This window comes from Sorangium sp. So ce406 (assembly GCF_051474675.1).
Taxonomy (GTDB): domain Bacteria; phylum Myxococcota_A; class Polyangia; order Polyangiales; family Polyangiaceae; genus Sorangium; species Sorangium cellulosum_G.
The window spans coordinates 1,249,350-1,263,110 of record NZ_CP150340.1; the positions used below are offsets into that span (position 1 = coordinate 1,249,350).

Sequence of the window (13,761 nt, forward strand, 5' to 3'; positions counted from 1 at the left end):
GAGGATGGGTCGCGTCTCGCCCGATGGCAAACGCGTATTTCTCAGCAGATAGATGAACCTGGATCAGCTATGGCTCCCCCATGCGAAGGCTCCCCCCGCTCACGGCGCTCCGCGCCTTCGAGGCCGCCGCGCGTCACCTCAGCTTCAAGCGGGCCGCGAAGGAGCTCGGGGTGACGCCGACCGCGATCAGCCACCAGGTCCGGCTGCTCGAGGAGACGATCGGCGTCCGGCTGTTCGAGCGCCGCGCGCGGCAGGTCCTGGCGACGCGCGAGGGGCAGCTCCTGTATCCGGTGCTCCGCGACGGGTTCGACGCGTTCGCGAAGGCGCTGGACGAGCTCGCCGCCCGCCGCGCGCGCCGCGCGATCACCCTGTCGGCCACGGCGGCGTTCACCGCCAGGTGGCTGGTGCCCCGGGTCGCCGCCTTCCGGGAGGCGTGCCCCGGGTTCGACCTGCGCCTCCATGCGTCGGACGAGCCGGTCGATCTGCGCGCGGCCGAGGTTGACGCGGCGATCCGGTACGGGCGAGGTCCGTACCCCGGGCTCGCCGCCGAGGCGCTCGTCGCCGATCGCTTCGCGCCCGTCTGCAGCCCCGGGCTCGGCGTGCGCCGCCCCGAGGACCTGCGCGGCAAGCCGCTGCTCCACTTCGAATGGCGGCGCGAGGGCCGCGACACGCCGACATGGCGCCTGTGGATCGAGCGCTCCGGCCTCTCCGGCGTCCGCGCGGAGGGCGGCGTCACGTTCTCGGACGAGGGCCACGCCATCCAGGCCGCGATCGCGGGGCAGGGCGTCGCGCTGCTCAGCCTGTTCCTCGTCGCCGACGACCTGAAGAGCGGCGCCCTCGTGCAGCCGTTCGGTCCGGTGCTCGACGGCGATCGCTATCACCTGGTGCACCTCGAGGGCGCAGCGGCCCGCGAGGAGATCGCGGCGCTCCGCGGGTGGCTCTCCGCGGCGATGAGCGGAGGACGATCCCGGAAGCAGCGATGAGCCGCGCGCGCCTGCCCGATGGACACCGGCGCTCATCTGGCCAGCTCGACCTCGACGGCGGGCTCTCCGGCCGGCGCTGTGATGCGGTGTTTGTAGATACGGAAAACTAACGTGTGAGCGGATGCGGCGCAGGGGAGGCAACGCGCCGCGGCAATCACGCGTCGGGCGCCTGGTATGCGTGAGACGCGTGCGGCGTGTGAGACGCATTGCGCGTGGCGGAGGACTCTCTCAGGGGCACGTGTCGGCGGACGTGTGTATTCGAGTTTCATCCGCGAACGGCATTGCCGGAGGGGGCACAGGTAGGGTACACTGTGCGTTTATCATGGTGCGTCGGCGTGGTACCACCGGGGAACGTCAGGCCGACACGCGGCCGGGACACAGCGGTACTGCGCCCCCGAGCACCGAGCGCCGCGATGTGAGCCCCTCGCAGCGGAACGTGCCGTCGCCCGTGCCCTCGCGTCCGTCGAGCGAGCCCTCGCCGTGGAACATTCCGTCGCCCGCGCCCTCGCGTCCGGCCCCGCCCAGCGAGCCGTCGCGGCGGAGCGTGCCGCCGCCCGCGCCTTCGCGTCCCGCCCCGCCCAGCGAACCTTCGCCTACGTCACGACCACCCCCGTCGCGCAGAGTGCGCACGATCGACGTGCTCGTTCAAGGCGCGACCGTGGAGCTCTTTCATTTCTACGGTGTGGCCATTGCGCCGGCGGACACCGGCGATTGTCGTGAAGAGGCGCGCCTCCACATCGACCCGGCGAGCACGATCGATTTCTTTGCTCCCGGCTTCTGTGGCGTGCTCGCCCTGTCCGCGAACCCTGGCGTGTTCCGGGCCATGAAGGGGCTGCCGCCGATGCCCGAGGGCTTCAGCGACTGGATGCGGGAGGTCGCCAATCAGCTCATGGGCAAGGTGAAGAGCCGCCTCGCGCGGTTCCAGATCTCGCTGCAGACCGAGCTGCCGCAGCTGCGCCACCCGAGCGACGTGGAGCGCCGGCACCGGAGCTGCAAGCAGCTGTTCTGCTATTCTTTCAGGACATTGAAGGGCGAGGTGTTCGTCACGCTGGGCGGCGACTTCGACGACGGCTCCCTGATCTTCTCGAACGCGTCGCCGCTCCCCCTCGACGGCAAGGTCATCCTCTTCTGAGGGCGCCCGCTTCGGACACGGGCCCACCTCGGCGTCTTCGGTGCTCGGATACGGAGCCTGGTTCCGCGGGGCAGAGATCCTGCCAGGGATCTGCCTCGAGAGAGGACAGAGATTTCGACGCAAAGGCGCCAAGAACGCAAAGGCGCAAAAAGGCATTGTAATTGTCTTTTTGCGCCTTTGCGCCTTTGCGCCTTTGCGCCTTTGCGCCTTTGCGTTGAAATCTCTCCCCGGATCCCTGGCCGGCGGAACTAGACGCCGCCGCCACCTGCGCTGCCGCCGCCGGCGCCGCCACCGCCGCCGGTTCCGCCGCCAGCAGCGCCGCCGTTGCCGCCGGCGGCTCCCGCGCCACCGCTGCCGCCTGCGCCACCGCTGCCGCCGGTGCCGTCCGCGCCGCCGGTGCCGGTGGCGTCACCGGTGCCGGTGGTGCCGGTGGCGTCGCCGGTGCCAGTGGTGCCGGTGGCGTCGCCGGTGCCGGTGGTGCCGGTGCCGGTGGTGCCGGTCGGCGGCAAAGGAGCCATGCACGCGTTCATGAAGACGAGCTGGCCCGGATCACAGGGGTCCGACTCCCAGCATCCCATGAGCATCGCCGCGCAGACGGCGCCGAGCGCGACGACAAGGGCCCCGCAACGGGTGGGCGGCATGACGCGAGACGGGCGGATGTCCATCGTTCGTTCCTCTCTGCGCGGGCTCACGGCGGCACGACCTGGCCGTCGCGGATGCGCGCGATCACCTTGACGGAGGGGTTGACGTCGCCGGCGGCGACGTACCCGATACCGCCCACCTCCTCGCCCACGATGCGGAGGACGGCGCTCGGACTCGACGCCTTGCGCGGTGGCCGCTCGCCGCCGCGGATCTTCCGGTCGATCCAGTAACGGGCGACGCCCTCGGGATCGAGGCCCAGCACCGCCTTGTCGAAGCGCTGCCGGAGCGAGGAGTCATCGGGGAGGTTCACCGGCACCGCCGACTTGCCGTACCACTCGGTCCGCGTCGTCTGGAAGATCGGACGGAGCGTATCGCGCCCGGCCGCCCGGACGGGGCTGGCCTGGTGGACGACGACGACGATCTCCTCCTCCACGGCGAAGGACGAGGCGGACGGGGTCATGCCGAGCAGGGCCAGGAGGAGCAGAAGGGATAAACGCTTCATGGTTGCGTCGAACCTCTCTCAGAAGGCCAGGATCAGGCGGGCGAGCGCGGCCGTGGTATGGAAATCCTCCACCGGGGGAATGCCCGGCACCGCGCTCTCCTCATCTCGAAGGACGGTCATGATCGTGCGCAGCACCTGGGTCCTGAGTGTGACGTCCGGGGTGATGTAGAAGTTCAGACCGCCGCCGACCTGGAACATCGTGTCGTGCCCGAAGAACGGCGCGTGAAGGGCGGCGCCGATGACGAACGGCTCCATGTTCAGGAAATCGAACCGGTGCGCCGCCACCGCGTACGTGGAGGTCTTCCAGGCGTCCGGCGCGAAGAACCCGCCACCTCCCTGGCGCTTCCCTTCGTCGAAGATCACGCGGACGACCGCCGCCTCCGCGCGCAGGCGCGTCGACCCGAAGTCGAGCGAGACGTCGCCTGCCCCGATGTACTCCCGGAACGACCACGTCGAACCGATGGTCGGAGTGAGCTCTCCGACCTTGTAGTCGGCGACCCAGTCGCGGGCGCTGCTCGCGATGAACGACGCCCCGAGCTTCAACGCGAGCTTGCCCGGGTCCTCGTAGCTGGCGTGCAGGCGGCCGCCGAACCCGCGGGTGTCGTCGAAGGCGAACGGCGCGTTCTCGTTGCGCCCGTTGCTCACGTAGGCGTTGTACCCGAGCTCCCACGGGCCCGTGAACGTGCTGCCGTAGAGCATGACGCCGGTCTGCCGCGTGGGAAACAGGCGCGATGTGATGAAGTAGGGAATGGCGGCGGTGATGAGCACCGGGCTCCCGTGGTCGACGTTGTAGATGCCGATCGGGGTGAAGAACTGCCCGACGCGCACCTTGAAGAGGTTGAAGCGCGTCCAGTCGATGTGGGCGCGCTCGATCGACACCAGACCGCCATAGGTGAGCGGCGAGCCGAGCGCGATCGCGGTCGAGTCGTAGGTCCCGTACTCCTGCGTGGTCACCCGGCCGACCACCCCGGGCGGCAGCGGCGTCGTCGGCGGGACCGGCACCGGGGCGCCGCCCGGCGCGGTCGTGAACCGCAGCTCCCCGAGAAAGCGAAAATGATCGCTCGGCTGCGCGTCGAGGTAGAGGTTCAGGTTCCCCACGACGAAGTTCGTGGCGTTCGCCTGCGGGGACGCGGCCGCGAGCACCGAGCTCTCCGGGACCCACAGGCGCTGGACGCCAGCGTCGATGAACCCGTAAAGCCGGAGCAGCTCTTTGCCGTCATCCTGCTCCGGCGCTGCCTGCGCGTCCTCGATCGCCGCGAGGCGCTTTTCGAGCTCCGCCGCCCGCTTCTCCGCCGCGGCGAGCCGCGCGTCGACGGCAGCCTCTCCGGTCGTCGCCGGCGCTGCGGCGTCTGCTCCGGTCGCGGCGGGCGCTGCGGGCACGGCGGCTCCGGGCGCGGCGGGGGCGGCGGCCGCTCCGGGCGCGGCGGCGGCCGCTCCGGGCGCGGCGGGGGCTGCTCCGGGCGCGGCGGGGGCGGCGGCTGCTCCGGGCGCGGCGGGCGCGGCGGCGGCGCCGGGCGCGGCCCCGGCCCCCGGCGCGACGCCGGCGCCCTGCCCCTGCGCGTGCGCGAGAGATGCCGTGACGAGCACTCCGCCAATGGCAGCGCTCGACGCGCGCGCGAGGCGCCATGCGCGCGCTCGCCGCTGTGATCTCCGACCCATCACCATTGCTTTCTCCCCTGTCCGCAGAGCTCGGTATGCGGGCGGCCGACGGCGCACGCGCTCTTGCGGACTCGCGACCGTCACGCGTAGCATACAGAGGAACGATGGAGATTGTGAACTCGACGCGCTTCGCCTCGCTCCGGCGCATCCGGCGCACTGGTCACCAGGGCACGTGAAACGTCGCATCAGGAGCGCGCCTGAATCATGAGGACGCACAGGGTGCGCGGGGAGAGCTCGGCGGCGACTCCGGTCCTCGGCACCTCGATGATCGTTTGCTGTGCTCGATCCGTCGGATGCTCCAGGTGAGCGCCAGGCGCGGGGTCTCAGGCGTTCGCCGGGAGCCCCTTCTTCGAGAGCACACGAGAGGTGAGCGGCCTTTCTGTCGCGCGAGCCAATCCGGGGGGACGGGCGTGCATGCCGAGACTACGTAACGCGTCGATCCGCTTGAAGCTCTGGTCGCTCGCCGGCGTGCCCGTCGTGGGCGCCCTGCTGCTGGCGGCCATGATCGTCGGCGACGCGCGGCGACAGGCCGAGAGGGCGGCGGGGATCGGCTCGATCGAGGACCTCGCGCAGCTCTCCTCGATCATGGCGGAGCCGCTGCACGCGCTGCAGAAGGAGCGGGCGCGGACCGCCCTCGTGGAGGGGCTGGAGGTCCGGCCCCAGGAGGCGAGGGACGCCGAGGGCGCGCAGGGCGCCTCGCGACCATTCCAGCGCGACGTGGCGCTCGCGCGCGCGAGCCGCGAGCTCAGCGCCGCGCGGGCGGCGACCGACGAGCGCCTCGCCCACCTCGACGCGTTCCTGGCCGAGCGCGACCTCTCCCGGCTGCCGCCCCGGCTGGCCCGCGACCTCGCCGACGCGCGCAACCGCGTCCGCGAGCTCGGCGCGTTCCGGAGCCAGGCCGACGCGAAGGCCGTGCCGCTCGACAGCGTCCTCAAGGTCTTCAGCGGCATCAACGTGAGCCTGATCCGGGCCAACGCCGGGCTCTCCGAGCTCAGCGACGACGGCGAGCTCCTGCGCAGCATCCAGTCGCTCGTCGCCGTGCACGAGTTCGCCGAGCGCGCCAGCCGCCAGCACGCGCTGCTCGCGCACGCCTTCGCGTCCACGCAGTTCGAGCCCGGCGCCTTCAAGACGCTGGTCACCTTGATGACGGAGGAAGAGCTCTATCACGAGGTGTTCATGGCCAACGCGTCCGAGTCGGCGCGGGCGCTCTTCGACGCTTCCCGCGCGGACGCGCGCGTGCGGCGCGCCCAGGAGCTGCGCGCCGCCGCCGTCGCGTCGACGGACGAGGCGCTGGCCCTCGATCACGACGCGTGGTTCGACGCGCAGCAAGGGCGCCTCGACCGGCTCGCCGCCATCGAGCTCGAGGCGCTCACGGGCATGCGGCGCGCGGCGGCGGCCAAGGTCGCGGACACGCGCCGGACGGTGCGCAACGGCGTCGCGGTCTCGGCGTTCGTGCTCCTCATGTCGGTCGCGCTCGCGTTCGTCCTCGTGCGGGGGATCTCCCGATCGCTCGAGGTCCTCGGCGAGGCCGCGGCCCACGTCCGGCGGACGCGCGACTACACGACGCGCGCCAGGAAGACCGCCGACGACGAGTTCGGGGCGCTCACGGACGCCTTCAACGAGATGCTGGCGGGCATCCAGGCGCGCGACGAGGCCCTCGAGGGCCACCGGCAGAACCTCGAGGCCACCGTCGCCGAGCGCACCCGCGAGCTCGAGAAGCGCAACGGGGAGATGCGCCTCGTGCTCGACAACGTCGATCAGGCCCTCGTGACCATCCGCCGGGACGGCACGATGGATCCCGCGTACTCCGCCGTGTTCGAGCGCCTCTTCGGCGCGCCGTCGCCCGACGAGCACTTCGCCGATCGCGTCGCCGACCACGATCCCCGGGCCCGCGCCTTCCTCAGGATGGGATGGGAGGCCGCCTGCGACGATTTCCTCCCGCTCGAGGTCGTCCTCGATCAGCTCCCGAAGCACCTGCACCGCGGCGGCCGCCAGCTCACGCTCGGCTTCAAGCCGATCCTGTCTCGAGAGGGCCAGTTCAACGGCGCGCTGATGGTGATCTCCGACGTCACGGCGACGATGGACTCCCTGCGGGAGTACGAGCGACAGCGCGAGTACATCCAGGTGTTCGAGCGGGCCGTGAAGGACCGGCTCGGCCTCATCGGGTTCGTGAACGACACGAGCAAGCTCGTCGACGCGGTGTGCGCGCGGGCGATCGCCGAGGTGGACCACGTGATGCGCCTCGTGCACACGATCAAGGGCAACGCCGGGCTCTGGGGCGTGACGAGCGTGGCGAGCGTGGCGCACGAGATCGAGAGCTTCATCGTCGAGGAGCGCGCGCTGCCGCCGGACGAGCAGATCGAGGCGCTGAAGGACGCGTGGTGCGCGTTCGTGGCGCGCGTGAGCGGCCTGCTCGCCGGGGCGGCGCAGGCCATGCGCGTCGACGTGGCCCACGAGGAGCTCGAGGCCCTGCTCGAGATGGCGCGCCAGCGCCGCGAGCACGCCGAGCTGGAGCGCGCGATCGGGGCGCTCCGCAACGAGCGGACCGACGTGCGGTTCAACCGGATGAAGGATCAGGCCGAGACGCTGGCGCGGCGGCTCGGCAAGCCGAAGCCGGATGTGCGCATCGACGCCGGGGGCGTGCGGCTCCCCGCGGCGCGCTTCGCCGCGATGTGGCAGGCGCTGTGCCACGTGGTGCGCAACGTGATGGACCACGGGATCGAGATGCCGGAGGCGCGCGAGCGGGCCGGCAAGCCGCCGAGCGGCGCGCTCACGCTCCGCTCGTGGGTGACGGCGGACGAGATCGTCATCGAGATCGGCGACGACGGCGCGGGCATCGACTGGGAGCGGGTGCGCGAGAAGGCGGCCGCCGTCGGGCTGCCGAGCGCCACGCGGCGGGATCTCGAGGCCGCGCTGTTCGCTCCCGGCTTCAGCACCGCCGAGCAGGTCACGGACGTCTCGGGCCGCGGCGTCGGCCTCGGCGTCGCGCTCCACGAGTGCCGGCGGCTCTCGGGCCGCGTCGAGATCGACACGGCGCCCGGCGAGGGGACGACGTTCCGCTTCCGGTTCCCCCGGGAGCTGAACGAGGCCTCCGCCCTGCCCGCGGGCGCGCCGTCCGCCTCGCTGCCCCCGTCGAGCCGGCGAGGCGGGCTCCTCGCCGGCGCCTCGCGCGGCGCATCGAGCCCGAGCTACCCGCCGGGCGGCGGCTCGAGCCCGAGCCTCCCGCCGCTCGGCGGATCGAGCCCGAGCCTCCCGCCGGGCGGCGGGGCGAGCCACTCGCCGAGCGGCGCCGGCGGGGCGCCGAGCGCGAGCCGACCGGAGCGCGGCGCCGTCAGCGCATCGACAATGCAGAGCGACAGATCGAGGAGAGCTGAATGAACCCGGAGAGCTGGCACCGCATCCATGACGAGCTTGCGGCGTCGTGCGTCCACCTGTTTCGCGACAACGGCGTCGAGCTCCGGCTGCTGGAGGACATGGAGCCGCAGGTGACGCCGGGCAACGCGGTGGTCTCCTTCATCGGCTTCACCGGCGATCATCTCCGCGGGAGCCTGACGCTCGTCGCCCCGGTGGCGCTGATCACGCGCAGCCACCCGCTGCGAGAGCGGCGCCCGATCGACGAGGACATGGTGTGCGACTGGGCGAGCGAGCTGTCGAACCAGCTCCTCGGGCGGGTGAAGAACCGCCTGCGCCCGCTCGGGCTCGTCGTCGTGCTCTCGACGCCGAGCGCCGCGATCGGCGATCACCTGCGGGCCAGGGAGGAGCAGAGCGAGGGCTTCCGGCGGCTCCTGTTCGACGCAGGGCTCGACCGGCTCGTCGTCCTCTTCGACGCGCTCGCCCCCGACGCGGCGCTGAAGCTCGAGGAAGTGAGCGCGCCCGACCCGCAGCGCGAAGGCGAAGTGCTGCTGTTCTGATCTGCGCGGCCGCGCGCCCAAGGAGAGACACGACAGATGCCCAGGAAGATTCTTCTCGTCGAGGATTCGAGCACGGTGCGCCAGCAGGTCGGCATCCTGCTGCAGGGGGCGGGCTACGGCACGCTGGAGGCGGACAACGGCCGCGACGCTGTCGCCGCCGTCGCCGCCTGCAAGGGAGATCTGGCCATGATCATCGCGGACGTGAACATGCCCGTGATGAACGGCATCGAGATGATCCAGAGCCTCCGGGACAAGAACCTCGCGACCGGCGTCCCGATCCTCATGCTCACCACCGAGGGGCAACCCGAGCTGATCGAGAAGGCCCGGAAAGCCGGCGCCAAGGGCTGGATCATCAAGCCGTTCAAGCCGGACCTGCTGCTCGCGGCGGTGAAGAAGCTCGCCGGCGAGCCCTGAGCCTCAGGAGGCGCGGCAGGTCAGCGGGCGGGCACGAAGCGCAGCGACGCGAGGCGGAGCAGCTCGCCATCACCGCCCGTCGCCTTCAGGTACACCTCGTGGGTGCCCGTCGTGGGCACCACATTGCACCTGACGGTCTTCCACTCCTCCCAGTCGCCCGTGGCGGGGATGTCGCAGGTGCCGATGGCCGCGCCGCCGGCCAGCGGATCGATCCAGACCTCCACGGTGCCGCCTTGCCCGACGCTCGAGGCCCTCAGCTCGATGGCCTCCGCGTGCGCGCGGTTGTTCCCCAGGTAGACGCTGCCGTACATGGCCCAGGCGCCGCTCTCCAGCCCCAGCACCGATCCTGCCGCCTCGCTCGACACGATCTCGGCGCCGGACTGCTGGTTCGCCTCCGCGGCCGGGATCGAGGTGAACCCGTCACGGTAGGCGAAGAGGTCGAAATCGGCGCTCTTGTTCGTCGCGAACATGCCGGCCTGGTTCCCGATCCAGGTGTGGGCCATCGCGTAGAACTCGTCGAGCGGGGAGATATCGATCTCGGAGCCTACCTGGGTCCACTCGATGCCATCCTTGCTGAACCAGCCGGTGGCCTTGTGGTTGTTGCGCACCAGCTTCAGCCAGACCATCTCGCCGGTGGGGGCCGGGACCGACTCGCTCACCACGACCGGCTCGTCGAGCTCGGTGTACGCGGCTTCACCCTCCTTCAGGGGCTTGACGGAGCGCGAGCGGAAGGCGAACCGGATCTTGTCGGCGCCGTCCTCCATGACCCGCGCCACGGAGACCTCCATGGCGGCGGGCAGCGCGAAGCTCTCGCCGCTGGTCATCCACGTCGGGGCCGAGAGCACCTGCTCGTCCTGCCAGTAGCCGTTGCCCACGCGGAGGCCGGCGGCGTCGCCGTCGTCCCCGGGCGTGAACTCCAGCCTCGCGACCATGCTGCTCGAGTGCAGCGCGTCCTTCTGCACGACCCACGTGGTCTGATCGGCGTCCGGATCGATCCGCAGCCACCCCGGGCGGTCGGTCACCGAATACTTGTGCTCGGACCGGCCGTAGGTCGTCCAGGCGGGGCCGATCTCGTTGGACGAGAACTCGTCGTTCACGGGCAGCAGGAAGGGCACGTCGCTCTGCGGCAGCTTGGGCGCCGGCAGGTCGCGCACCTGGCTCGGGTACCGCGGGACCGGGATCGTCTTCCCGCCGACCTCCTCGTCCTCCCAGGTCACCTGCAGGAGCAGCCCCTCGCGGGCCAGCCCCATCCAGTCGCCGTTCTTCCAGTCCTTGGTGCCCACGTTGGTGCAATCGTACGAGTGGGCGAAGATCCACCAGGTGCCATCGTCGAGCTCGATCGGCGCCGTGCCGTGCTGCACGCCGGCGTACGGCTCCTCGCCGGTCAGGACGTAGCCGAGCCACGTCCAGTCCTCGGCGGTGCTGCCGACCAGCTTCTTCGACGCCCAGGCGTGCATCTGGCCGCCGCAGGCCGTGTGCGTCGACACGAAGTAATAGTACCAGTCGCCGCGCTTGGCCATCGTCGGCCCCTCGGCCCACTTGCTCCAGTCCGCGTTGCTGAACTCTCCGCAGCCGCCGGTCTCCTGATCCCAGTTGATGAAGCTCAGGTCGATGGTCGTCTCCGGCAGCAGCATCCCGGTCTCGGGGTCGATCTCCGTGACCAGGTTGATGCCGAAGTCGTTGGGGTGCTCAGCGTCCCATTTGCACAGGCCGTTCTTGATGATCATGTACGTCTTGCCGCTGTCCGGATCGACGAACACCGAGTTATCGGAGCCGGTGCCTCGCATGTACGACATGTCGCTGCCGGGCGGCGTGTACGGGAAGATATCGACCTTGGTGGGCTCGGACCACGGGCCCTCGAGGCTCGGCGCCGAGGAGAAATGCTGGGTGGCGCCGACGGAGTAGTAGACCCGGTAGACGTCATCGGTCTTGACGATGAAGCCACCCCAGGTGCCCTGGCCGGGGCCGACCTGGTTCTTCAGCGCGGCCGCGGTGGAGTCGACCACCCGGTTCATGCGCTCCCAGTGCACGAGGTCCGTCGAGCGGAGGATCTCGAAGGCGGGCATCATGTGGAAGTTCGACCCGACCAGGTAGAAGGTGTCGCCCTCCCGGTAGAGGTTCATGTCCGGGTGATCGCCGGGCAGGACCGGGTTCTGGTAGGTCGTCGGGCTGAAGGCCGTGCCGAACGTGGCCTTCAACGTCTTGCTCGCGTCCAGGGAGATGGTCACCGGGTTGGTCAGCCCGGCGCCGTCGCCGCTCCATCCCAGGAAGTTGAGGCCCGGGGCGGGCGTCGCGGTCACGGTGACCCAGCTACCAGCCTTGTGCGTGTACGTTCCGGGCGCGGGGTCGGTCGTGCCCTCGCCGCTGGCCTCTATCGTGAGCGCAACCTCGGCGTCGTTATCACCGCAGGCCGCGATCAGAGACCCGGCCAGGAGAACCATCATGACATGCGCGCTGCATCGTCTCATCGTCTGCTCCTCGCTGGCACCTTGCCAGCGGTCAGGGGCGCCCCGGGATCGGGCAACGAGCGCCCGAGCTCTGAATGTTCGTTACACAACAGGAGCCCGCCCCGGGGGGTGTGTGCCCACGTGGAACAATGTGAACGCTCACAACTCCGGCGTCAATAGTTCACCGCGGCGGCCCTCATCGCTTGCCGTGCATCATTGAATCCACTCGTCCGACGCTCGTGCTCGCGGTGTTCGCGTCGGAGAGGGCGGGGACGTGGGAGCGGCGTGCGCGGTCGTGTCGGGACGACCGCGTCTCACCACGCGATGCGCTACTGGCAGGTCGTCGCGTCGAAGCAAACCGCCGGGTCTTGCGCGAAGCGGCGGAAGCTCTCCGCCTCGGGGTGCCCCGGGAACGGGACGTAGTAATAGACGGGCGTGCTGTCGAAGTCGCTGCCGCCGTAGTAGGTCTGCCACGTGAGCGCGTAAGCGACCCCGGTGCTCTGCGCGAGCTCGAGCAGGTGCTCGTTGTACCAGTCCTCGGTGGGCGCGCCCTGCTCCGCGCCCGGGAACATGCCCGTGACCTCGGCCGAGGAGAGCATGACGGCGGACGCCGAGCCGAGGCCGTAGTTGGCCAGGAAATCCGTCTTCAGGCCCTGATCGAACAGCGTGTCGTACCACCGGCTCACGTGATCCGCCGAGTAGAGCGTGAGCGAACCCCCCGCGGCGAGCTTGCTGACGCGGTGGAGGAGGTGCAGCCGGTAGGTGCCTGTCTCGGTGAGCGCGTGGGGCTTGCCCTTCGCCTCGCCGATGTCCGCGACGGCGCTGGCCATCGACCTCATGTCCTCGAGATCGGCCGAGGACGCGGCCCGCTCGTGGGCGTAGTAGAGATCGATCCCGAGGATGTCGATGAGGTCGTCTCCGGGGTACGCCTCGAGGTAGTACTCCTGCAGCGTCTCGGAGGACGGCGGGCCACCCTGGGCGGCGATGGCCTGCTGCGGCGGGCTCACGTAGGCGGCGTCGAGCTCGGTGAGCTCCTCGACGAGGCGCGCTCGGAGCATGTCGCGAGAGAGGCTCTCCGGGTCCCTGACCTTCGCCTCGGCGGGCGTCACCTCGCTGTCGCTCAGCTTCCGCAGCTTGTCGGTCGAGTAGGCGAAGATCACGTTCTCCATCCCCGGCTCGCTCCGGACCGCCTCGGCGAAGGTGCGGTACGCGGCGCGGTACGCGTCGGGGCCGGTGACGGCCTGATCGTCGCCGAGCAGGGCCCCGCAGTTCCAGTAGGGCTGACCCCACCAGAACCAGGCGCCGGTGTGTGCTCGTGGAACGGCCTGAGGACGATCGGCTTGCCCTCGAGCCCGTGCTCCCGGAAGAACCGGGCCACGTACTTCGCGTGCGCAACGAGCCAGTCGCGCGCCGAGATCCCGGCGTGGCTGCCCTGCTCGATCGGCACGTCATTGGCGATCTTGCAGATGCACTTGAGGTTCTCCGGGATATCGGCGCTGGAGCCGAGCGACCGCGCGTAGTACGTCTCGGCGTAGAACGGGGTGCCGCCGCCCTGCGCGTAGATCGGGACGTCCTCTCCGTCGACCGAGATGGTGGCGAGCGGCGTCTCGATGTCGGCCGCGAAGTCGGAGACGCTGATGTCGTGGTTGCAGGCGGGCGTGTGCCAGTCGATCGCCACCATGCCGCCCGGCTGCTCCAGCGTGTACGCCGCGGCGGCCGCGGTGACGTCGCGGCGATTCCAGGCGACCGGGTCGAAGACCATCGCGTCGAGGGAGAGGCCGAGCAGCCCGGGGTTCTTGCCCGCGGTGGCGCCGGCGTCCGACGTCCAGCCCCGCTCGCCGCGGCTCGCCGCGCCCGCGATGGTCGAGAACCAGTCGTTGGTCGACACGAGCTGCATCTTGTCGGCGTCGTAGAGGCCCCACACGAGGCTGTTCTCGTAGCCGAACCGGAACTTGCCGGCCCGCGACGACGTGAAGAGGTCCTCGAGAGCTTGCCCCGCGGCGTGTCCGGGAAGTCCGGCACCTCGCCGGGGGGCGTGTCCTCGCCCGGCGGCTTGTCCTCACCGGGGGGC

General features: G+C 70.6%; 11 protein-coding genes. 5 read left to right on the plus strand and 6 right to left on the minus strand.

The window, feature by feature from the left end; genetic code table 11:
- Positions 1 to 80: 80 nt before the first annotated feature.
- Together gcvA and WME96_RS04640 are read left to right on the plus strand one after the other, a co-directional pair.
- Positions 81 to 983, plus strand: coding sequence for a transcriptional regulator GcvA (gene gcvA, locus WME96_RS04635; RefSeq protein ID WP_437288967.1), 903 nt, complete (start codon positions 81 to 83; stop codon positions 981 to 983).
- Between the two features lie 622 nt (positions 984 to 1,605).
- Positions 1,606 to 2,115 (plus strand): chemotaxis protein CheX, encoded by a 510-nt coding sequence (locus tag WME96_RS04640; protein WP_437288968.1) that lies wholly within the window; start codon positions 1,606 to 1,608, stop codon positions 2,113 to 2,115.
- Between the two features lie 248 nt (positions 2,116 to 2,363).
- On the opposite strand, the gene WME96_RS04645 is transcribed toward WME96_RS04640, so the two are convergent.
- Genes WME96_RS04645 through WME96_RS04655 form a run of 3 tightly spaced genes read right to left on the minus strand, consistent with a single transcriptional unit; the run spans position 2,364 to position 4,846 of the window.
- Positions 2,364 to 2,780: a hypothetical protein gene (locus tag WME96_RS04645; protein ID WP_437288969.1), complete on the minus strand. Its 417-nt coding sequence runs from the start codon at positions 2,778 to 2,780 to the stop codon at positions 2,364 to 2,366.
- Positions 2,781 to 2,803: 23 nt separating this feature from the next.
- Positions 2,804 to 3,259, minus strand: coding sequence for a hypothetical protein (locus tag WME96_RS04650; protein ID WP_437288970.1), 456 nt, complete (start codon positions 3,257 to 3,259; stop codon positions 2,804 to 2,806).
- Positions 3,260 to 3,277: 18 nt separating this feature from the next.
- Complete coding sequence (locus WME96_RS04655) at positions 3,278 to 4,846, minus strand: hypothetical protein (protein WP_437288971.1); 1,569 nt, start codon at positions 4,844 to 4,846, stop codon at positions 3,278 to 3,280.
- A 486-nt stretch (positions 4,847 to 5,332) separates the two neighbouring features.
- Here WME96_RS04655 and WME96_RS04660 point away from each other — a divergent pair, with 486 nt between their 5' ends.
- The 3 genes from WME96_RS04660 to WME96_RS04670 are packed head-to-tail and all read left to right on the plus strand — an operon-like array spanning position 5,333 to position 9,243.
- On the plus strand, positions 5,333 to 8,296 hold the full coding sequence (locus WME96_RS04660; protein ID WP_437288972.1) for a nitrate- and nitrite sensing domain-containing protein: 2,964 nt from the start codon (positions 5,333 to 5,335) through the stop codon (positions 8,294 to 8,296).
- Positions 8,293 to 8,829 (plus strand): chemotaxis protein CheX, encoded by a 537-nt coding sequence (locus tag WME96_RS04665; RefSeq protein WP_437288973.1) that lies wholly within the window; start codon positions 8,293 to 8,295, stop codon positions 8,827 to 8,829. The genes WME96_RS04660 and WME96_RS04665 overlap by 4 nt, the downstream gene beginning before the upstream one ends.
- Positions 8,830 to 8,865: 36 nt before the next feature.
- Positions 8,866 to 9,243 carry a response regulator gene (locus WME96_RS04670; protein WP_437288974.1) on the plus strand — a complete coding sequence of 126 codons (378 nt, stop codon included), beginning with the start codon at positions 8,866 to 8,868 and terminating at the stop codon, positions 9,241 to 9,243.
- A 20-nt stretch (positions 9,244 to 9,263) separates the two neighbouring features.
- Here the strand turns inward: WME96_RS04670 and WME96_RS04675 are convergent, their stop codons facing one another.
- The 3 genes from WME96_RS04675 to WME96_RS04685 all read right to left on the minus strand — a co-directional run bounded on the left by WME96_RS04675 (position 9,264) and on the right by WME96_RS04685 (position 13,614).
- The gene (locus WME96_RS04675) at positions 9,264 to 11,711 is read right to left on the minus strand and encodes a family 43 glycosylhydrolase (protein ID WP_437288975.1); all 2,448 of its coding nucleotides are present in this window, start codon (positions 11,709 to 11,711) and stop codon (positions 9,264 to 9,266) included.
- Between the two features lie 308 nt (positions 11,712 to 12,019).
- Positions 12,020 to 12,949 carry a glycosyl hydrolase gene (locus tag WME96_RS04680; RefSeq protein ID WP_437292274.1) on the minus strand — a complete coding sequence of 310 codons (930 nt, stop codon included), beginning with the start codon at positions 12,947 to 12,949 and terminating at the stop codon, positions 12,020 to 12,022.
- Positions 12,847 to 13,614 carry a hypothetical protein gene (locus WME96_RS04685; protein WP_437288976.1) on the minus strand — a complete coding sequence of 256 codons (768 nt, stop codon included), beginning with the start codon at positions 13,612 to 13,614 and terminating at the stop codon, positions 12,847 to 12,849. Before WME96_RS04685 ends, WME96_RS04680 begins: the two co-directional genes overlap by 103 nt.
- Between the last annotated feature and the right edge of the window lie 147 nt (positions 13,615 to 13,761).